The sequence below is a fragment of the Streptomyces sp. 1331.2 genome, from assembly GCF_900199205.1.
In the GTDB taxonomy this organism is placed as follows: domain Bacteria; phylum Actinomycetota; class Actinomycetes; order Streptomycetales; family Streptomycetaceae; genus Kitasatospora.
In genome coordinates this window covers 41,001-60,197 of record NZ_OBMJ01000001.1, presented here as the reverse complement: position 1 = coordinate 60,197, position 19,197 = coordinate 41,001, and the positions used below count along the sequence as shown (strand labels likewise).

The window sequence follows — 19,197 nt, the reverse complement described above, 5'->3', positions numbered from 1 at the left end:
AGGCCAGCACCGCCTCGAAGACGGCCCGCAGCCGTCCCTGCTCCCGTTCCCGTTCCCGGTCCCGCTCCTGCTGCGACATGCCTCAGTTCCCCCCGCCGCCCGAACCGCGGTGGCGGCGCCGGTTGCGCTGGTACCCGCGCAGCGCCTCCCCGGCGCGGATCGTCAGGTCCGCGACCACGCGCGCCCAGGGCGGCCCGCCCCGGTCGGCCCACACCACGCACCCGCACCCGGCGAGGACCAGCACCAGCACCCCGACCAGCACCGCACCGACCACCACGGCCACCTGCCCTTCCTCCGCGAGCCCTGCACGGGCCCTTCGCGCGCCTCGGCAAGCCCTCCGTACGTTCCCGTACGGTCCGACGTGCGGATCCTTCCACCCGGTTCGGCCGCGTACTCACCGGCTGTGCCAGGATGCCGTTGCCGATCACCTGGTCACGCACCAGCCGCACCAGCCGCACCGACCGCACCGACCGCACCGACCGCACCGACCGCACCGACCGCACCGACCGTACCGACCGCACCGACCGCACCCGAGGAGTCCCCCGTGGCCACTGCCCGGTTCGCCACCCTGCACACCACCGCGGGCCCGATCCGCCTGGAGCTGTTCCCGTTCCACGCGCCGAAGACGGTCCGCAACTTCGTCGAACTCGCCGAGGGCACCCGCGAGTACACCGATCCGCGCACCGGGGAGCCGGGCAGCGGCCCGTACTACGACGGCACGCTGTTCCACCGGGTGGTCGCCGGCTTCATGATCCAGGGCGGCGACCCGACCGGCACCGGCACCGGCGGCCCGGGCTACGCCTTCGCCGACGAGTTCCACCCGGAGCTGTTCTTCACCCGGCCGTACCTGCTGGCGATGGCCAACTCCGGCCCGGGGACCAACGGTTCGCAGTTCTTCGTCACGGTCGGCACCCCGGCCCACCTCAACCGCAAGCACACCATCTTCGGCCAGGTCGCCGACGCCGCCTCCAAGGCCGTGGTGGACGCGATCGCCGCCGCCCCCACCGAGGGCGAGCGCCCGGTGCAGGACGTGGTGGTCACCTCCGTCGAGATCACCTGGTCCTGACCGCGATGACCCCCGGCACGGAGCAGAGCTTCCCGGCGCACCCGATCCGCGCGGTGCAGGCCCGCCACGTGCGCCAGAGCGGCTGCCCCTGTGACGTGGCGATCGTCACCGTGGACTTCGAGCCCGGGGCGCCGGGCGTGCGCCTGGAGGTGGCGCCGGACGCCACGGTGCGCGGCGACTGCGATCCGCACTACCTGGCGCTGTTCCACGCGGCGCTGGCCGAGGGGGTGCGCGAGGAGCTGGCCGAGCGGGCGCCGGGACGGGCGGTGGCGCTGGCGGTGGTGGTGCATTTCACGCTCGTGCACGCGGTGGACTCGCGCGAGCACTCCTTCCGGGTGGCCGGACGCCTGGCCGCGCGCGAGGCCCTGGCCCGGGAGGGGCAGCCCGCCTGAGGGGACGCGGACGGCCGCCGCCCCGGTGGAACGAGGGGCGGCGGCCGGTGAACTGACGATGCGTCAGGCGCAGGTGGTGAACGTCGGGCTGGTGTTGGCGATGTAGAGGGTCGCGCCGCCGCTCGGGTCGGAGGTGAGCGGGATGGTGATGGTGTCGTCGGCGGTCCACGGGATGCCGCGGGCGTCGAAGGTCCAGGTGCCGGTCACCTTGCGGGCGAGCTCGGCCAGGGTGACCCAGCCGTACTCCTGCGGCGGGACGTTGACGGTGACGCTGTTGTTGACGGTGGTCGAGCCCTGCCAGACGTTGCTGTAGTTGACCTGGGTGGAGACCTCCGCCTTGAAGACGTCCCCGGGCGCCGCGCCGCCGATGTTCGTCCCGATCTGGCCGCCGAGGGTGCTGGACCAGCCGCTCATGGTGGTGACCGCGAAGTTCTGCTGGGCGGCGCTGCTGGTGTTGTTGAACCAGACCGAGGAGACGCAGACCCGGGGCAGTGGTGCGGCCGGGGCCTCACTCTTCACGGCCCAGGAGCAGGAGCCGGGGTCCTTCTGACACTGCTTGGCGGCGTGGTCGAGTGCCAGGCCGCGGGCGGCTGCCGGGAAGCCGGTGGCCCACTGCTGGTTGGCGGTGCCGTTGCAGGTGTACTGGTCGGTCCAGGCGTCGTCGTACTGCGCGCCGAGCAGCAGGTCCAGGCAGGTGTTGTCGCCGGCGTGGCGGATCATGAACGCGTCGCCGCCGCCGGGGGCGGGCTGCAGGAACCAGCGCTGGCTGGCCTGCCCGGCGCAGGTCTGCTGGCGCAGGCCCGGGGTGAACCAGGACGCCAGGTCGATGCACTTGCCGGTGTCGTTGTTGACGATGGTGAAGGTGTAGTCCGAGGTGTCGACGTTCAGCCGCCAGGACTGGTGGTAGCCGGGCGCGGAGTTGGTGACGACGTAGACCCCGTCGCCGGTGTTGCCGTTCTGGACGTCGAGCTGGCGCCCGTTGCTGAGCGACTTGATGGTCAGGCACTGCTGCGGCGTGGCACACGCGGCGGCCGCGGCGGCGTGCGCGGGCGCGGCGGCCAAGCCCAGGGCGGCACAACAGGTCACCAGGAAGGCCGCGAGCAGGCGCAGCCAGGGCGCCGTGCGGCCGGGGGTGGCGGTGGCGGGCACGAGGGATGTCCTTTCGTCGGAGGAACGGGGAACGGGGAACGGGGAATGGCGAAGCGGAGCGGCCCGGGCCTCAGGGCGCGGCGGCGAAGGCCGCCTCCAGGCGCGGCACGTAGTCCACGAGGTCCTGGGCCCAGCAGCCTGCGGTGTGGCCGCCGTGGCAGTCGGCGCCCCAGCCGGTGCCGTCGCCGTAGTCGACGTAGTGGTAGGGCAGGTGCAGGGCGTCCAGGCGGTCCTTGACGCGCTTGGCGGTGCCCTCGACCCAGAACTCCATGTCGGCGGGGTTGCCGTTGCCGTTGCCGGTGTAGAGGGCGATGCCGGTGTGGGCGAGCAGGCCCAGCCGGGAGGCCGGGTCGGCGGCGTTCCAGCGCCAGTCGGCGTTGAACACGGGGTACGGGGTGCCGAAGACGGCGTCGCTGGAGACGGTGGGCCCGAAGTCGTACCCGCAGGGGTGGCCGTCGCTGGGGCCGCACAGCACGGTGCCGACGTTGGTCAGGGTGGCGACGACGGCGCCGCGCATGATCATCTCGTCGGTGGACAGGTCGTTGGCGCCGGACATGCTGAGGACCTGGCCGAACAGCTCGGGGCGGTCCTGGGCGTAGTGCAGGGCGCCGAAGCCGCCCATGGACAGGCCGCCGACGGCCCGGTGGGCGCGGTCGGTGCGGGTGCGCAGGTTCGCCTCGACGAACGGGACGACCTGGCCCAGGTGGAAGGTCTCCCAGTTCTGCGCGCCGGCGGCGCTGCCCTGGTCGAGCCAGTCGGTGTACCAGCCGCGCAGGCCGCCGTCCGGGATGACCGTGATCATCGACTGGGCGGCGGTCAGCGCGGGGTAGGCCAGCGCCGCATCGCTCGGGTTGTCCGAGGCGCCGTGCAGGAAGTACAGCACGGGGTAGCGCCGCTGCGGGTGCTGCGCGTAGTCGGCGGGCAGCAGGATCCGGATGGTGTGCCGGCCGGCGACCTGGGGGGTGGTGACGGTGATGACGAAGTTGGTGGCGCTGCCGGTGGCGGTGCCGACCTGGGTCAGCCCGAAACCGTCCGTCAGCGGCGGCGGCCCGGCGGGCTCGGCGGGCTCGCCCCCGGCGGCAGTGGCAGCCGCGGGCACGGAGGAGGGCGTGGCGGCGGCGCCGGTCGCGGGCACGGCGAGCAGGAGCAGGCCGGCGGCCAGGGCGGCGACGGCCGTACGGGCGGCGCGCCGCGGCCGGGCGGGCAGGAGCCGGGCTGGGGTCATGGGGTCGTCCTCGGCCTTCGACGGGTCGGTCGCGACGGGTTGTCCCGACGTGGTGTCCTGACGGGCGGTCCGGATGGCAGGCGGTCCGGACGGCAGGCGGTCCTGGCACGGACGGCCCTGACGCAGGCGGCCCTGACGGACCGTCCCGCATCGCCTGTCTGAACATCGACAACTCTCGCCACGTGCCCCGCCCCCGCGCCAGTGCGCCCGGCGACGCACCTGGGCCACTGGCGCATGTGCGCCACCCGCCCGGGTAGGTTCCCCGCAGCCGCCACCCGGCGCGCCCGGGCCACCCGGTACGCCCGAAGCGCACCGACGGATGGCCGACGGAGGCCGGGGGCGGGACGACTTGGGGGGCGCCATGCACGACGTACTGGATCCGGACTCCGAACGCGGCCGCGTCTACCGCTGCCTGGTCGCACGGCCACGCGCCCTCGCCGCGGACCTGGCACACAGCGCCGGCCTGGACGAGGACACCGTGCTGGCCGTCCTGCGCGACCTCGCGGAGGAAGGCATCGCGGTCGCCGTCGACACCGCCGGCAGCACCGACGACCGCCACCACGTCTGGGAGGCACTGCCGCCCGGACGGGTCGTCGAGACGGTCCTGCAGCGCGACGCGCTGCGCCAGGCCACCGCCCGCCGGGCCGGCGCCGAACTGGAACGCCTCTACCGCTTCGCCCGCCGCGACACCGGCAGCTACGGCGCCCTGGACGTGGTCGAGGACCCGGCCGAGGTGCTCGCGGCCAGCCGCCGCCTGCAACTGGCCGCCCGTCACCAGGTGCGCGTCATCGACGTGCCGCCGTACTCCGGCAGCCCCGCCCACTACGCCGACCAGGAGGTGCTGCAGCGCCGCCGGATGGCCGCAGGCGTCGTCTACCGCGCGATCTACCAGGGCTGCGCCTTCGAGGACCCGGTGGCCGGGCCCAACATGGCCCGCATGGTCGAGGCGGGGGAGCAGGCCCGCACCCTGGACGAGCCGCCGCTCAAACTCGCCATCGGCGACGACGACCTCGCCATCGTCACCCTGCCCGCCGACGACCGCCCCGGCGTGGTCTCCCTGCTGGTGCGCCCCTCCAGCCTGCTGCACGCCCTGACCGCCGTCTTCGAGACCCTGTGGCGCCTGGCGGTCCCGGCCAGCGTCGCCGGCGTCGACCTGCGCATCGACGACCGCGACCGCCGCATCCTCACCCTGATGGCCTCCGGCGCCACCGACGACGCCATCGCCCGCCGCCTGGGCCTGGGCCGGCGCACCGTGGTGCGCCGCGTCTCCGTCCTCCTCGCCCACCTGGGCGCCACCACCCGCTTCCAGGCCGGCGTCCAGGCAGCCCGCAAGGGCTGGCTCTGACATCCTCCCCGTCCTGGGAGGACGGGGATTCCTCCCGCGCCTGCGGCACGGACGCCCGTGAACCGCTGGTCGCCGAGGCGGATTCCCCGTTCAACGGGCCGTGCCCGGCGCGGGATCGCCACACCGAGGCGAGCCACGCCCGCTCGGCGGTCCCCTTCGCCGCCGTGATGACCTGCTTCTGCAAGTCCGTGGACTTCGGGTACGGCAGACCGCCCTGGCGGGCTTCCTTCCGCCGAAGAGCCCTTCCGGATCAGGCGTTCACCACCGTGATCCCGAGCATCCGCGCCCCGCTCTCGGTGCGCGGCCGGTGCCGGCTGCCCGGCGCGAAGGTGACGTAGCTGCCCGCCGGATGGCGCTCCTCGCCCTCGATCACCTCGCCGCTCAGCACGAAGTACCGCTCCTCGGTGGCGTGCACGTCCACCTCCGGCCACCGGCTGCCCGGCGCGAAGTCGATCAGCCAGCCGCGCGCGTACCCGGTGGCCGTCAGCCGGCGCCGCACGATCCCCGGCGCGACCTCGACCGCCTCTACCTCGTCCACCAGCACCGACGTCTTGAGTCCTGCGTCATTTCCGTTCATGCCCCCCACTGTCGCCGCCCCGCACCCGCCGCCCCAGAGTCCGGAAAGACATCCTCGGGTACATTCCTGCCATGAGCGTCGCAGCCCCGGATCCCCCCGCCCCCGAAGCCCCCGAAGCCCGCGAGAGCGCCCCCGCCGGGCGCCGCCACCGGGTGGTGGCCCTGCTCGGCGCACCCCAGTCCCCCTTCGAACTCGCCTGCGCCGCCGAGGTCTTCGGCACCGAACGGGCCGGGCTCCCCACCCACTACGACTTCGCTCTCTGCACCCGGGCCCCCGGCCCGGTGCCCACCACCCTCGGCGCCCCGCTGCTCGTCGAGGACGGCCTGCAAACGCTGGAGCACGCCGACACCGTCGTCATCCCCGGCTGGCAGCCGCCCGGCTCCCCGGTGCCGGGCGACGTCCTGGCCGCGCTGCGCACCGCCCACGCCCGCGGAGCCCGGATCGTCTCCATCTGCACCGGCGCCTTCGTCCTCGCCCAGGCCGGACTCCTCGACGGCCGCAGCGCCACCACCCACTGGGGCCGCACCGCCCAACTCGCCGCCGAATACCCCGCGTTGAGAGTGGACCGGAACGTCCTGTACGTCGACCACGGCGACGTCGCCACCAGCGCCGGCTCCGGCGCGGGCATCGACCTGTGCCTGCACCTGCTGCGCCGCGACCACGGCGCCGCCTACGCCGCCCGGGTCGCCCGGCACATGGTGCTGCCCCCGCACCGCGAAGGCAGCCAGCTGCAGTACGCCGACGCCCCGCAGCCGGCGGCCCGGGCGGACGAGTCGCTGGCGCCGCTGCTGGAGTGGGCCGAGGAGCGGCTGGGGGAGCGGCTGACCCTGGACGGCCTGGCCGCCCGCGCCGGGGTGTCCGGCCGCACCCTGGCCCGCCGCTTCGCCGAGCAGCTCGGCACCAGCCCCGGCCAGTGGCTGCTGGCCCGCCGGATCGACGCCGCCCGGGTGCTGCTGGAACGCACCGCCCTGCCGGTGGAGGCCGTCGCCGCCCGCGTCGGCCTGGCCTCCGCCGTCAACCTGCGCCGCCGCTTCCACGCGGCCCTCGGCACCACCCCGGGCGCCTACCGCCGCACCTTCGGCAACACCACCGCCGCCGAAGCGAATTGACGCGAAAGCCGATTCCCGACCGCCCCGGCTGCGACCACGGCCTTTCGGCGTGCCCGATTGCGGTTGGATCACGACGTGTCCGATTCATCGACCATTGGGCGAGAGTGTGGTGATTGATTTGGTTGGCAGTGGTCTCAGCGGGCTCTCATAATGCCTGCTGACACGCGTGACGGACGGTCCGGAGAACCCGCCGGGGGGAGTGGTTCCCACGAGGGGCCCCGCGCGTGCGAATTCCGCATTCTTATCCCTGGGGGGAATCCCTTGTCCGAGCCCGATCCCGAGCCCGAATCCGAGAACGAGAGCGCCGCCGCCGAACCGCAGGCACCGGCCGAACCCCAGCCGCAGGCCGAACCCCAGCCGCAGCCGCCGGCCCCGCGCCGCCTGCCGCGCGCCGTCGGCGTCGCGCTGGCCACCGCCGGCCTGCTCGCCGTCACGGCGGCCAGCGCCGCGGTCACCGTCGCCGTCGGCAAGCCCGCCGCCCGCCCGGCCGCAGCGCCCGCGCCCGCCGCCGCCCCGACGGCGAGCGCGAGCACCGGCGCCACCGCGAGCGCGTCGCCGAGCGCCGAACCCGTCCCGGTGCCGAGCGCCGTCCCGGCCGAGCCCGCGCCGGCCAGCACCGTCAAGGGCACGGTCAACGGCGCCAAGCACGAGGGCGACCTGCGCTTCTTCCTGCTCCCGATCCCCGCCGGCGGCGAGTCCTACGGCCCCGCGGACGGGATGACGATGAGCGACGAGGACGTCGCTGCCCTGTTCGGCAAGCAGGACGGCATCAAGGACATCCTCGCCTCCTACGGCTACAGGGAGGGCGCCAGCCGGATGTACCGGACCGCCGACGGCAAGGCCGAGGTGACCGTCACCCTGCTGCACTTCGGCTCCGCCGCGATGGCGAGCGAATTCGTCAAGGGCTACAAGATCAAGTCGCTGGACCCGATCGACGTCGACGGCGTCCCCGACGCCCACGGCTACCTGAAGAAGCCCAAGCAGCAGGCGTACACCGGCTCGATGACCGGCATCGCCAGCCAGGGCGACGTCCAGTACACGATCGACGTCGACGTGAAGGGGACACCGGACAAGGCGCTGCTGAGCGAGCTGATGAAGCGCCAGCGCGACTGGCTCGCCTCGGGCGGCTGAGCCCCGCGCCCGTCCTCCGACGCCACCCTTCTCTTCCTCCTCTGGAGCCACTTCCGTGACCACCGAACCCGCGGAGCCGGTACCCGCCGCGCCCGCCGTTGCGCCACAGCCCCCGGCACCGCCCACCGCTCTTCCACCCACCGCTGTTCCGTCCGACTCCCTGCCGCCCGCCCGGCCCGTCGAGCCCGTCGAACCGGGCGGCCCCGTCGAACCGGGCGGGCCCGTCGGGCCGGGCGACCTGCCGGAGTCCGGCCCCGACCGCGAACCCCGCGCCCCGCGCCGCCCCCGCCCGGTGCGGCTGGCCGCGTACGCCCTGGTGCTGGGCACCGTGGCCGGCGCCGGCGTCGGCTACGCCGTGCAGGCCCAGCGCCCGCCCACGCCGCTGCCGCCGCTGCAGGTGGCCCGCCCGTCCTACCCGGTGGAGGCGGTCGACCCGGCCGCGCACGCCGCCGAGCAGCCCGCTCCGCTCGCCATCGACGGCGACCTGACCAAGCTGCTGATCACCGCCCCTGAGGGCAGCACCCCCTGGTCCGACTACCCGGACAAGCCCAGCTGGATCTCGGTCGGCGAGATCTCCGAGCGCGCCGGCGACGCGGCCTTCCGGTTCAAGGACCTCACCTCGCGCGGCTTCCGGCGCGCGGCCGAGGTGGACTGGAAGAAGGACGACGTCCGCTACCGCGTCTCGCTGATGCAGTTCGCGCCGGACCACTCCGACCAGGCGAAGTCCAACACCTGGGAGCCCTTCGCCGGCGACGGCGCCAACGGCGGCTACAAGGTGGAGAGTTCGCCCCGCTACTGGGCCGAGAGCACCGATCAGTACTACTACGGCCAGGCCGTTGCCAAGCGCGGCTCGCTGCAGATGACCGTCGAGGTCTTCGGCCCCAAGCCGGTGGACTCCGCCACCCTCAAGGACCTCGCCAAGCGGCAATGGGAGCGCCTGGTATGAACGACGACACCGTGACCGCGACCCCGGCCGCGCCCGCCGCCGAGCCCGAGTCGATGCCCGCCCCCGAGCAGCCCGCCGCCACCGGGCCCGGCACGCCCGACCCCGCCGACCCCGCCACCCCCGGCGCCCCCACCACCCCCGGCTCCCGCCGCCTGCTGCGCGCGGGCGCCGCCACGGCCGCGGCCGCGCTGGTCGGCGTGGCCATCGGCATCGGCATCATCAAGACCCAGTACGACGACCCGGCCCCGGCCACCGCCGCCGCCCCCTCCACCGCGCCCACCCCGACCGCGAGCGCCACCCCGTACGGCGCCAAGTCCAACGGCAGCCACTTCGGTTCGCTGCGCGACCTGCTGCTGCCCGTCCCGGCCGGCTACCGGCCCGGTCCGGACGACGGCGTCTACGGCAACGACACCGAGCTCAACGGCGAGCAGCTGTCCGCCGAGCTGGACGCCGAACTCCAGCAGATCCCCAAGGACAAGCGCGACAAGCTCCGCTCGTACTGGGAGGGCCTGCACGTCAAGGCCACCGGCGTGCGCACCTACCTCTCCACCGGGGACGACCTGGTGATCGGCCTGAAGCTGCGCCAGTTCAACCAGCAGGAAGTGCAGCGGATCAACGAGTACACCGCGGTCTTCACCGGCGACACCGGCCTCTTCCGGATCGGCCCGAGCATCCCGGGGCACCCCGAGGCGCACTGCTACCTGATGCCGGCGCCGCCGTCCGCGCCGATCGACTACCTGGAGTGCTCGGCCGCCGAGGGCGACCTCCTGGTCATCATGAACGCCGAGGGCGTGGCACCGCTGCCCAAGGACAAGATCGTCGCCCTCTTCACCCTGCAGCTCGACCGCCTCGCCCGCCCGGGAGCGTCCGCATGACCGACCACGCCACCCCGCCGCCGCCCGCCTCGGACCCGCTCCCGCCCCAGCCGCCCACGGCTCCGGCCACCCCGCCGGCGCCCGAACCGGCCATCGGGGCAGTGGAGTTCACCGATTTCGCCCCCACCCCCGAGGAACTCGCGCAGCAGCAGGCCCGCCGGGCCCGGCGCCGCAAGGCCGCCGTGCGCTGGAGCTGCGCCGCCCTGGTGTTCGCCCTGGCCGGCACCGGCACCGCCCTGGCCGTCACCGCCCCCGAGCGCACCGACATCCCGGGCCTGGCCACCGCGGGCGACGGCCGCTACACCTTCCCACCGCTGACGCTGCCCCCGCTGCCCTCCGGCAAGGCCGCCCCGGACGGCAAGGGCAAGGCCCTCCACTACGCGGACCTGCGCTACCTGCTGCTGCCCGCCCCCAAGGAGGCCGGCGGCACCATGACCGCGCCGTCCTTCCCGGCCCCCACCCCGAAGGCCACCGCCTCCGGCTCCCCGACGGCCTCCCCGACGGCCTCCCCGACCGGATCCCCGGCCACCTCCCCGGCCGCGTCCGCAGCCCCCCATCCCGGCGCGGCTCCCGCCCCGGCCCTCGCCGACTGGGTGCCCTGCGACGCGATCCTCGCCGAGCAGCAGGACCCGGCCAAGCTGCGCGAACTCCTCCTGGAAGACGCCTGCCGCGCGGCCACCGTCCGGGAGTGGACGGCCTCCGACGGCACCCGCACCCAGATCCGGCTGCTGCGCTTCGGCTCCGCGGCCGAGTCCTGGGACGCCTTCTCCTCCCTGCGCTCCAAGGGCCGCACCAAGGCCGCCCCGGACACCAAAACCACCGCCCACAAGGACTGGGACACCGTCGACGGCGTCGACCTGACCGCGCTGGAGTCCACGGCGAACGGCCCCAAGGGCACCCCCACCGCCCGCGTCGCCTACCTCTGCGCCGCCGACATCCTCGCCGTCATCACCATGACCAACCCCGACGGCGTCCCCACCCCGCCCTTCCGCCAGGTCGCCACCCTCCAGTCCGACCTCCTGGCCGGACCGCCCGCCCGACCGACCGTCTGACCCCGCACCCGCCCGCGCGCAGGAAGTCGGCCCCGCCGACTTCCTGCGCACCGCAGGCCGCGCACCCGCGTCGTCAGGCCGTGGCCGCCTCCCACGGCAGGCGGCTTCCCGCGGTGAAGCCGGCCTGAGCGGCGAGGGCCAGGGCGCCGGCCGTCCGCTGCTCCTGCGGATCGGCCAGAAAGGCCAGGACCGGCACCAGTTCACCGTCGGTCAGCCGCTGCTCGCGGGCGGCGGCCAGCAACTCCTCCAGCCGCCGGTGGAACCCCTCGACGTACGCCCACTCGTCCAGCTCCTCCTCCGACTCGTCCCCGTCCTCGTCGTCCGGCTCCGGAATCCGCTCCCAGACCCGGTCGGCCAGACGCTCCTCGACGTGCTCCACCGAACCGGTCAGCCGCATCCCGGGATCCGAAGCACCGGCCGCGCACCGCCAGCCCCCGCCGTCCGACTCCCACCAGAAGCAGAACCCGGCCCGCTCCGCCGGCGCGGGCACCCACGGCGGCGCGCCCGCCAGCAGCTGCGCCACCTCCCGCTCGGTGCTGTAGTCCACGTCGAACCCGCTGATCACCGCCCGCCCGCCCGGCAGCCAGGCCAACTGCCAGCCGTTGCCGCTCCCGTCGTCATGGCTCAGCACACCGCCGGGCCCCACCCAGTACCCGAGCTGTTGCCCGATGCCCTCCTGCAGCACGGCCGTCACCCCGCCCAGCAGCCAGGACTCGGCAGGCGACGGCGGCAGGTAGTCGGACACGACGGGCTCCTCGGGTGATCCGGACACGGGTACGCCTCCCCGGACGCCCACCCGCCCCGGAAGGTTCCCGGCCACCCCCGGCGCCGCAGCCTCCGTCCGCAGATCCCGCCCGCAGATCGCGCCCCGCAGATCCCGCCCCGCAGATCCCGTTGACGTCAGGCGCCCGTGACCGGCAGCAGGCCGCGTTCGGCGAACACCTTCTTGGCGACGAAGGTCGCGTTCAGCGCCTTGGGGAACCCGCAGTAGCCGGCGGAGTGCAGCAGGGCCTCGACGATCTCCTCGGGCGTGAGCCCCACGTTCAGGGAGGCGTTGACGTGGACCTCCAGCTGGGGCTCGCAGCCGCCGAGCGCGGTGAGCATCCCCAGGGTGACCAACTGGCGGTCGCGCGGCGCGAGTTGCGGGCGGCTGTAGATCTCCCCGAAGCCCCAGGCGACGATCTGGTGCCCGAGTTCGGGGCTGATGTCGCCCAGCGATTCCACCACCCGGACCCCGGCCTCGCCGTCGATGCGCTCCAGCACCTCCAGCCCGTGCTCGAAGCGCTCCCGGCGGGCCTGTGCGTCGTTCGCGGCCGTGCTCATGGCGGTCCCTCTCTCCCGGCCGCACCTGCCGGCGGCCACGTCCCGTTCAGCCCCGCCGGGCCGGCGGGGACTCACGGCAAAACCGTAGGACTTGGAGTGCGCTCCAACTCAAGCCCGACACCCGCGCCGCCCGGCTACGGCGTTGCGGGGGCACGGGTGCCACAAGGCCGGGGTGCCGGCGGGTCAGGCGCGGTGGTACTGGACGGGGGTGGGGACCTCCCCGTCGAGCGCGGCGGCGGCGCGGCGGGCCCAGTACGGGTCGCGCAGCAGCTCGCGGCCGAGCAGGACGGCGTCGGCGCGGCCGCCGGCGACGATGGCCTGGGCCTGGGCGGGCTCGGTGATCAGGCCGACGGCGGCCACGGGCAGGCCGGCCTCGGTGCGCACGGCCTCGGCGAAGGGCACCTGGAAGCCGGGCGCGGCCTCGATCCGGGCGTCGGGGACGATGCCGCCGGTGGAGACGTCGAGCAGGTCCACGCCGTGGGCCTGGAGTTCCTTGGCGAGGCGCACGGTGTCCTGCGAGGTCCAGCCCTCGCGGCCGTCCTCGGGGTTCTCGGTGAGCCAGTCGGTGGCGGAGACGCGGAAGAAGACGGGCAGGTCCTCGGGCCACACCGCACGCACCGCGTCGACGACCTCCAGCGCGAAGCGGATGCGGTTCTCGAAGGAGCCCCCGTAGCCGTCGGTGCGGCGGTTGGTGTGCGGGGAGAGGAACTGGTGGATCAGGTAGCCGTGGGCGCCGTGGACCTCGGCGACCTGGAAGCCGGCCTCCAGCGCGCGCCGGGCGGCGTCGGCGAACTCGCCGACGATCTCGCCGATCTGCTCCTCGGTCAGCTCCTGCGGGGCGCTGTGGGCGGGGGAGAAGGGCTCGGCGCCGGGGCCGACCGGGGCCCAGCCGTGCTCCTCGTCCACGGCCAGCGGGCGCCCGCGCTCCACCCAGGTCCGCTCGGTGGAGGCCTTGCGCCCGGCGTGGGCGAGCTGGATCGCGGCGACGGTGCCCTGCGACTTCAGGAAGGCGGTGATCCGGCGGAACGCCGCGGCCTGCTCGTCGTTCCAGATCCCGAGGTCGTACGGGCTGATGCGCCCCTCGGGGCTGACGGCGGTGGCCTCCGTGATGATCAGCCCGGTGCCGCCGGCGGCCCGCGCCGCCAGGTGGGTGAAGTGCCAGTCCGTCGGCACGCCGGCCGCCGCCCCGTCGGGCGCGGCGCTGTACTGGCACATCGCCGCCATCCAGATCCGGTTGGGGACGGTCAGCTCCCGCAGGGTGTACGGGCTGAAGAGAGTGGTGCTCATCGGATCTCCTTCGTGGCTGCCCCGGCGCCGGCGCAGGGGATACACCCGCAACTGATTGCAGCTGCAACTTATGCCCATCAAGATAGTTGCACACGCCGGACACTTGCAAGGGGGTGCCGCCCCGGGGCGCGCGGCGCTCCACGGCCGGTGAACCGACGGCGGCGCCACCCGGGACTCCCGGGCGGCGCCGCCGCTGCGTCAAACGACGGCCGTCAGCACACCCGCCGTCAGCGCACCGGCCGTCAGCGCACCGGCTGCGGCACCCGCTGCGCCGGGACGCCCGGCGCCGTGCCCGCACGGCCGGGCGCGGCAACCGGCGAGGCGCCGAGCGCCGTACCGCGGGTCTCCTCCGCCCACAGCACGCACACCAGCAGGCCCAGTGCCGTGGTGCCCGCGGCGATCAGCATCGTCGGGCCGGTGCCCAGTCCTGTCAGGGACAGCGGCAGCAGGTAGGTGCCCACCGCCGCGCCGATCCGGCTCACCGAGGTGGCCACGCCCACGGCGGTCGCCCGGATCTCGGTCGGGAACAGCTCGTTCGGATACGTCCAGTCGAGCACGTTGGGCCCGCCGCACAGGAAGGCGTACGCGCACAGCGCCAGCAGGGCGATCGCGGCCGGGGCGGTGGGCCACACGCCCAGCAGGGCCAGCGGCACGGTCATCAGCGCGAAGGACCAGATGATGACGGGGCGTCGGCCGCGGCTGTCGATCAGGCGCAGCGCCGGGTAGCAGCCGAGCAGGAAGACCAGGCTGATCAGCCCGGTGCCCAGGGTCTCCATCACGGTGCCGCCGGGCATGCCGAAGGAGGAGAGGATCTGCGGGCCGAAGGTGAGCATCGCGAACAGCGGGCCGACCTGGCAGAGGAAGAACAGGCCGCAGAACAGGGTGCGGCGCCGGTAGGGCGGGGTCATCAGCAGGCGCAGCCCGCTGGGTCGTGCGGCCTCGGCGGGGTCGGGCATCAGTTCGCGGCCGTCGACCCGGACCCCGAGGTGCTTCTCGACCACGCGCACCGCGTCCCCGACGCGCCCGTTGGCGGCGAGCCAGCGCGGCGATTCCGGCGAGCCGCGCCGGATCACCAGGAAGACCGCGCACAGCACCGTCGAGCTCGCCAGCATCCACCGCCAGCTGCCGGGACCTGCCAGCTCCAGGAACAGGTAGCCCACCACGTAGGCGAGCACCGAGCCGGCGTACCAGGCGACGATCTGCTGGCCGAGCAGGCGGCCGCGGTGCTTGGCGGGCAGCCACTCGGCGAGCAGCGAGGTCGCGATGGGGTAGTCGGCGGCCACGGCCATGCCGAGGACGAAGCGCAGCAGGGTGATCGCCCACACCGCGTCCACCCAGAAGGAGAGCACCGAGCAGGCGACCATGACGAGCAGGTCGGCGGTGTACATCACCTCCCGGCCGATCCGGTCGGTCAGCACGCCGAACAGGGCGCCGCCGACGAACATGCCGACCAGCGCGGCGGCGCCGATCAGGCTGACCTCGGCGGTGGACAGGCCGAGGTCGGGGCGCATGCCGATCAGGGCGACGCCGACGATGCTGAGGATGTAGCCGTCCAGCAGTGGCCCTCCCGAGCAGGCGAGGGCCAGCCTGCGGTGGAAGGCGGTATACGGGGCGTTGTCGATCGTTCGGGACATGGGTCTGGGGGTCCTCCGGAGCGTACGGGGCCGCGCTTTTCACGCGCACCGTGCGCCGGGTAGACGGCAGGGTCGACGCCGCCCACCTCGGACGGCGCCACCGCCCGATCACACCGGGCGACCGTCCACGGTTGCCCGCTCCCGCACCGGTCACCACCGGGCCGAAGGTCGACCGGATTCATGCCCAAAGTCCCGAACCGGACAGGGCCTTCGCCCGTGCCGAACCACGCCCTTCCCAGTCCCCGCGGGCCCCACCGCCGTTCGCAGGCCCGCCGGCGCCCGCCGCGTGACCCTTCTCACGGTGAGGCCCCCAGGCCCCCTGCCGGCGCCGTCGGTGTGGCGGGCGTCCACGGGAGCGCAACGGCGCGGGCCCGCGCCGTTGCGCTCACACCGAGGTCAGGTCACGCGCGCCGAGCAGGTCCTGCGACTGCACGGTGCCGGCGGCGTCAAGGCCGTCACTGCCGCCACCACCGGCTGACCGTCGCGCCCACCCGGTCGCGCTGGTCCGTGCGTTGCGCGGCTTACTGGCCGCCGGGCTCGTGCCGGGCCCGGTGGCGGTGTTCCCGGGGGGAGAGGCCGTAGGCGGTTTTGAAGGCGCGGCTGAACTCGGAGGCGCGGAACATGCCGCAGCGGGCGGCGATGACGTGGACGGGCAGGTCCTGCAGTGCGGGGTCGGTCAGGTCGCGGTGGGCCTTGCGCAGTCGTTGGCTGCGGATCCAGGCGGCGACGGTCTCGCCCTGGGAGTGCTGGGTGAAGAGGCGGTGCAGGTGGCTGACGGAGATGTGGTGGGCGGCGGCGATCGTGGCCGGGGTCAGGGCGGGGTCGTGGAGGTTGTGCCGGATGAAGGCCCGGATGTTCTCGACCAGGGCCCGGTGCCGGGCGTCGGGCGGGAGCTGGGAGGCGGCGTCGAGTTCCCGGGCGAGCCAGGCCGCCGTCAGGTCGACCAGGACGGTGCCCAGGCGGGCCGCCTCGGCCGGTCGTAGGACGTCGGCCTGCCGTTCCAGGCCGAGCAGAAACTGCGCGAGCAGCGCCCCCGACCCCTCCCGCCCGGACAGCCTGCGGCCGAGCAGACCGCGCAGCAGCCGCGGAGGGATCGGCAGCAGCGACACCGGGAAGTCGGCGCCCACGCCCTCGACCAGGGGCTTGCCGGGGCCGCCACCGAAGTACCGCCCGTCGTACGGGTCCGAAGGGCCGAGGAGCAACAGGTCTCCCGGTTCGAACTTCTCCGCCTGGTCCGTGCCGCACCGCAGCGTGTGGCCACCCGCCGTCAGGAACGTCAGGTTGTACAGCTCAGGACCGTGCGAGCGGCGCACCATGCGCTCGGTCCGCAGGAACCGCGCGGACGGGAACGACGTCCCCAGCAGGGTCACCTGCCCCAGCTCCGACGACCGCACCTGCGCCGTGAAGGTGTCGACGTGCGCGCTGGTCGCCTCGCACTCCCGGGTCCTTCTGATCACGTCCCGCCAGAGCTCGAACCGATCCCGCGCCGTCATGACGCCGTCCCCCAGCGCGCCCTCCACACCCGTGCGCATCTCCGCCCCCCTTGAATCACGATCCCCCGCCGGGCCGGCGAGGCCTCCCCACCGATCATCGAGCCCGGCCGTGTCCACGCCAAGGAGGAGTTCGGCCAGCGCGCCCAGGACAGGCGCCGAAAACGATCAACGGGGGACCGGGGCCGGTTGGGCCCCGTCGGGCGCCGCCGTGCTACACCGTCGGATCGGCCGGGCGGTCTCCGGCCCATTGCGCCGTGGGGTGACGGGTGATCGGGTAGCCGATCTCGAACTCGTCGGCCCGCATGCGGGTGTCGTTGACCTCGACGACGCTGCCGTCCGGGCCCGTCGTGATGCGGATGATCCGCAGCAGCGGCGTGCCCTTGGGGACGTGGAGGGCGGCGCTCTCCTCCGGGGTCGGCATGCGGGAGGTGATGGTCTCGTGCCAGGCCAGCGGCCCGTATCCGAGCTCGCGTTCCAGGACGTCGTAGATGCCGCCGGGGCCGGTGTCCGCCTGGGCGAGCCGGGTGCCGCGCGCGACGGCGGCGGGCAGGTAGCTGGTCGCGAGCTGGGTGGGCCGGCGGTCGTCCGGGGAGCCCATGAGCCGGTCCCGGACCAGGACCTCCGCATCGGGCGCGAGGTCGAGCACGGCGCAGAGATCGCGCGGCGGCGGCGCCCAGGCGATGGTGGGCCGGCACAGGGCGACCCAGGGCTGGGCGGCGGGATCGAAGTAGTAGCCGCGTTCGTCCCGGAGCACCTGCCGGACGCGGGAGAGCCGCCGGCGCTGCGGAAGGCTCCGGACGACGGTGCCGCGCCGGCGGACGACCTCGACCAGGCCCTCGGCTTCGAGGACGGCGATCGCCTCGCGGGCGGTCTGCTTGGAGATGCCGTACTCCTCGGCGAGGTCGGCGATCCTGGGCAGCACCGTGCCGGGCGGGTACAGGCCGTTGACGATGCCGGTGCGCAGGTCGTCGGCAAGCTGGCGGTAGTGGGCGGGCGGCTTCTCCACGGAGCTCTCTTCCGGTCGGTGATTCGGCGTCAGGCCGATCTACTCATTAGTCCTAGCCTTATTGACAGGGCTTCAGCCGCGAACTGGTGCAGTTCGCCGGTACGAAGACGAGCGGCAGCCCGCACACGCCGGGTGAAGCGGGGCGGTTGTCAGCTGGCGTCGAGGACGCGGTCGGCGCGGTGGAGGAAGTCGGCGACGTCGGGTTCGGTGTGCCAAGGGCCGAGCGCGGTGGTGAGGGTACGCAGGTAGCCGAGGCTTCGGGTGGAGCGGACGGTGCTGAGGATGGTGAGTGCGCGCTCGCCGGCTTCGAGGCCGGGTTCGAGGTTGCGCTGCTGGAGGTGTGCGGTGGCGAGGACGGTCTGGCGGATGCCGACGGCGCGGCTGAAGTCTGCGGCGGGCATGGCCGTGGCCTGCTGGTTCCAGTGCAGTGCCTCGGCCGGGAGATTGAGGTCGCGGTAGATTTCGGTGGCGTCGGCGGCGACACGGGCGCGGGTCAGGTAGGCCAGCCAGGCGGGGTCGCGCGGGTCGGTGTCGGCGGCATCGACCAGGTGCTCGCACCGGCTGAGCGCGGCGGCCGCAGCGCGGGCGTCGCCGACGAGGCCGTGGGCGCGGGCCTGGGCGAGCTTGGCGAAGGCAAGCACGCGGACAGGGGCGTGATCCTTGGCGCACTCATAGGCGCCTTCGGCCATGTCGACGGCCTCGTGCGGGAAACCGCACAGGTAGACGTGCAGGGCCATGGTGGCGAGCACGTACGAACCGACGGCCCGGTCGCCGGAGGCCCGGGCGAGGCGCAGGGCCTGGACGAAGTGGGCCTGGGCGCTGGCGTGGTTGCCCATGTCGACGTCGTGCCAGGCGGCGACGCGGGCGAGTTCGGCGGTGGCGGCGAAGAGCCGGGCACCGATCCTGTCGGTGAAGGTGCCGCGCAGCAGGGGGGCGGCGCGCCGGGTGAGGCAGTCGGTGACCATGGAGGCGCGCCAGTTGCCGCCGCCGTACTTGGAGTCCCAGCGGCGGGCCTCGTCGGCGGCCGTGTGCAGTTCGAGGATGTCGGCGTGGCCGACGCGGGCGCCGGCGACGCGGGCGCGGGGCGGGTCGGCGGGTACGGCCATCCAGCGCATGGCTGCGGGGCCGTAGGCGGTGAGGGCGAAGGGGGTGGCCTTGACGAAGCTCCGGCGGTCCACAGTGCTCCAATACTCGGCCGCGAGGTTGAGGGCCTGATCGGGGTCTCTGTGGAAATTCAAGCCGGTTTCGAGGGTGGGTGCGGGCGTGTCGGCCATGCCCATCTCTTCGAGTGACACCGTACGGCCGAGCCGTTCGCTGAGCGCGAGGGCCAGAAGCGCAGGTGCGGGCGCGTCCGGGACCATGGCGCGGACGGTCCAGTTCCTGATCGAGGTATGCGTGTACGCGCGGTTGACGCCGGCGCGGGCGGCGAGTTCGTTGACGCGGTGGGCGAGGGCGGCGTTGCTGGCCTTGCTGTCCTCGATGAGCCGGGCGAGGCGGTGGTTCGGTTCCCGGCGTGGCGCCATGGCGACCCCTTGGGGTGTCCGATCTGACCGGTGGATTCCGGGGCGGATCTCATTGCCCTGGGCC

Annotated in this window: 19 protein-coding genes; 8 read left to right on the top strand and 11 right to left on the bottom strand. The window is 74.1% G+C overall.

The features are described 5' to 3' along the window. Positions 1-82: 82 nt before the first annotated feature. A complete protein-coding gene (locus tag CRP52_RS00325; RefSeq protein ID WP_373560449.1) occupies positions 83-283 on the bottom strand; it encodes a hypothetical protein in 201 nt (66 codons plus the stop codon). Between the two features lie 261 nt (positions 284-544). On the opposite strand from CRP52_RS00325, the gene CRP52_RS00315 reads away from it, so the two are divergent. Together CRP52_RS00315 and CRP52_RS00310 are read left to right on the top strand one after the other, a co-directional pair. Then, positions 545-1,066: a peptidylprolyl isomerase gene (locus CRP52_RS00315; RefSeq protein WP_097234496.1), complete on the top strand. Its 522-nt coding sequence runs from the start codon at positions 545-547 to the stop codon at positions 1,064-1,066. Positions 1,067-1,071: 5 nt separating this feature from the next. Then, positions 1,072-1,458 carry a hypothetical protein gene (locus CRP52_RS00310; protein ID WP_097234495.1) on the top strand — a complete coding sequence of 129 codons (387 nt, stop codon included), beginning with the start codon at positions 1,072-1,074 and terminating at the stop codon, positions 1,456-1,458. Positions 1,459-1,521: 63 nt separating this feature from the next. On the opposite strand, the gene CRP52_RS00305 is transcribed toward CRP52_RS00310, so the two are convergent. Both CRP52_RS00305 and CRP52_RS00300 read right to left on the bottom strand, forming a co-directional pair. Continuing rightward, positions 1,522-2,607, bottom strand: coding sequence for an RICIN domain-containing protein (locus CRP52_RS00305; protein ID WP_097234494.1), 1,086 nt, complete (start codon positions 2,605-2,607; stop codon positions 1,522-1,524). Between the two features lie 70 nt (positions 2,608-2,677). Continuing rightward, entirely contained in the window at positions 2,678-3,832 is a 1,155-nt protein-coding gene (locus CRP52_RS00300; protein WP_179852633.1) for an alpha/beta hydrolase, read from the bottom strand. A 361-nt stretch (positions 3,833-4,193) separates the two neighbouring features. Here CRP52_RS00300 and CRP52_RS40310 point away from each other — a divergent pair, with 361 nt between their 5' ends. Then, positions 4,194-5,177, top strand: coding sequence for a TrmB family transcriptional regulator (locus CRP52_RS40310; protein ID WP_097234493.1), 984 nt, complete (start codon positions 4,194-4,196; stop codon positions 5,175-5,177). Positions 5,178-5,427: 250 nt separating this feature from the next. Here the strand turns inward: CRP52_RS40310 and CRP52_RS00285 are convergent, their stop codons facing one another. Then, the gene (locus CRP52_RS00285) at positions 5,428-5,754 is read right to left on the bottom strand and encodes a cupin domain-containing protein (RefSeq protein ID WP_097234492.1); all 327 of its coding nucleotides are present in this window, start codon (positions 5,752-5,754) and stop codon (positions 5,428-5,430) included. A gap of 152 nt (positions 5,755-5,906) precedes the next feature. On the opposite strand from CRP52_RS00285, the gene CRP52_RS00280 reads away from it, so the two are divergent. The 5 genes from CRP52_RS00280 to CRP52_RS40305 all read left to right on the top strand — a co-directional run bounded on the left by CRP52_RS00280 (position 5,907) and on the right by CRP52_RS40305 (position 10,867). Next, positions 5,907-6,863, top strand: coding sequence for a GlxA family transcriptional regulator (locus tag CRP52_RS00280; protein WP_257032978.1), 957 nt, complete (start codon positions 5,907-5,909; stop codon positions 6,861-6,863). A 261-nt stretch (positions 6,864-7,124) separates the two neighbouring features. Then, positions 7,125-7,994 carry a hypothetical protein gene (locus CRP52_RS00275; protein WP_097234490.1) on the top strand — a complete coding sequence of 290 codons (870 nt, stop codon included), beginning with the start codon at positions 7,125-7,127 and terminating at the stop codon, positions 7,992-7,994. Positions 7,995-8,049: 55 nt separating this feature from the next. Further along, on the top strand, positions 8,050-8,940 hold the full coding sequence (locus CRP52_RS00270; RefSeq protein ID WP_097234489.1) for a hypothetical protein: 891 nt from the start codon (positions 8,050-8,052) through the stop codon (positions 8,938-8,940). Continuing rightward, complete coding sequence (locus CRP52_RS00265; RefSeq protein WP_097234488.1) at positions 8,937-9,815, top strand: hypothetical protein; 879 nt, start codon at positions 8,937-8,939, stop codon at positions 9,813-9,815. Before CRP52_RS00270 ends, CRP52_RS00265 begins: the two co-directional genes overlap by 4 nt. After that, a complete protein-coding gene (locus CRP52_RS40305) occupies positions 9,812-10,867 on the top strand; it encodes a hypothetical protein (protein WP_097234487.1) in 1,056 nt (351 codons plus the stop codon). The genes CRP52_RS00265 and CRP52_RS40305 overlap by 4 nt, the downstream gene beginning before the upstream one ends. A gap of 73 nt (positions 10,868-10,940) precedes the next feature. Here the strand turns inward: CRP52_RS40305 and CRP52_RS00255 are convergent, their stop codons facing one another. The 7 genes from CRP52_RS00255 to CRP52_RS00225 form a co-directional block, all read right to left on the bottom strand. Then, the gene (locus tag CRP52_RS00255) at positions 10,941-11,612 is read right to left on the bottom strand and encodes a hypothetical protein (protein ID WP_097234486.1); all 672 of its coding nucleotides are present in this window, start codon (positions 11,610-11,612) and stop codon (positions 10,941-10,943) included. Positions 11,613-11,767: 155 nt separating this feature from the next. After that, positions 11,768-12,190 carry a carboxymuconolactone decarboxylase family protein gene (locus tag CRP52_RS00250; protein ID WP_097234485.1) on the bottom strand — a complete coding sequence of 141 codons (423 nt, stop codon included), beginning with the start codon at positions 12,188-12,190 and terminating at the stop codon, positions 11,768-11,770. A gap of 183 nt (positions 12,191-12,373) precedes the next feature. Then, positions 12,374-13,477 (bottom strand): NADH:flavin oxidoreductase/NADH oxidase, encoded by a 1,104-nt coding sequence (locus tag CRP52_RS00245; protein WP_097234484.1) that lies wholly within the window; start codon positions 13,475-13,477, stop codon positions 12,374-12,376. A 242-nt stretch (positions 13,478-13,719) separates the two neighbouring features. Continuing rightward, positions 13,720-15,111, bottom strand: a complete 1,392-nt coding sequence (locus CRP52_RS00240; RefSeq protein WP_097234483.1) for an MFS transporter — start codon at positions 15,109-15,111, stop codon at positions 13,720-13,722. 521 nt (positions 15,112-15,632) lie between these two features. Beyond that, on the bottom strand, positions 15,633-16,643 hold the full coding sequence (locus CRP52_RS00235; RefSeq protein WP_257032200.1) for an AraC family transcriptional regulator: 1,011 nt from the start codon (positions 16,641-16,643) through the stop codon (positions 15,633-15,635). A gap of 172 nt (positions 16,644-16,815) precedes the next feature. Further along, complete coding sequence (locus CRP52_RS00230; RefSeq protein ID WP_097234482.1) at positions 16,816-17,610, bottom strand: GntR family transcriptional regulator; 795 nt, start codon at positions 17,608-17,610, stop codon at positions 16,816-16,818. A 149-nt stretch (positions 17,611-17,759) separates the two neighbouring features. Continuing rightward, entirely contained in the window at positions 17,760-19,133 is a 1,374-nt protein-coding gene (locus CRP52_RS00225; protein WP_097234481.1) for a sporulation protein, read from the bottom strand. Positions 19,134-19,197: the final 64 nt, after the last annotated feature.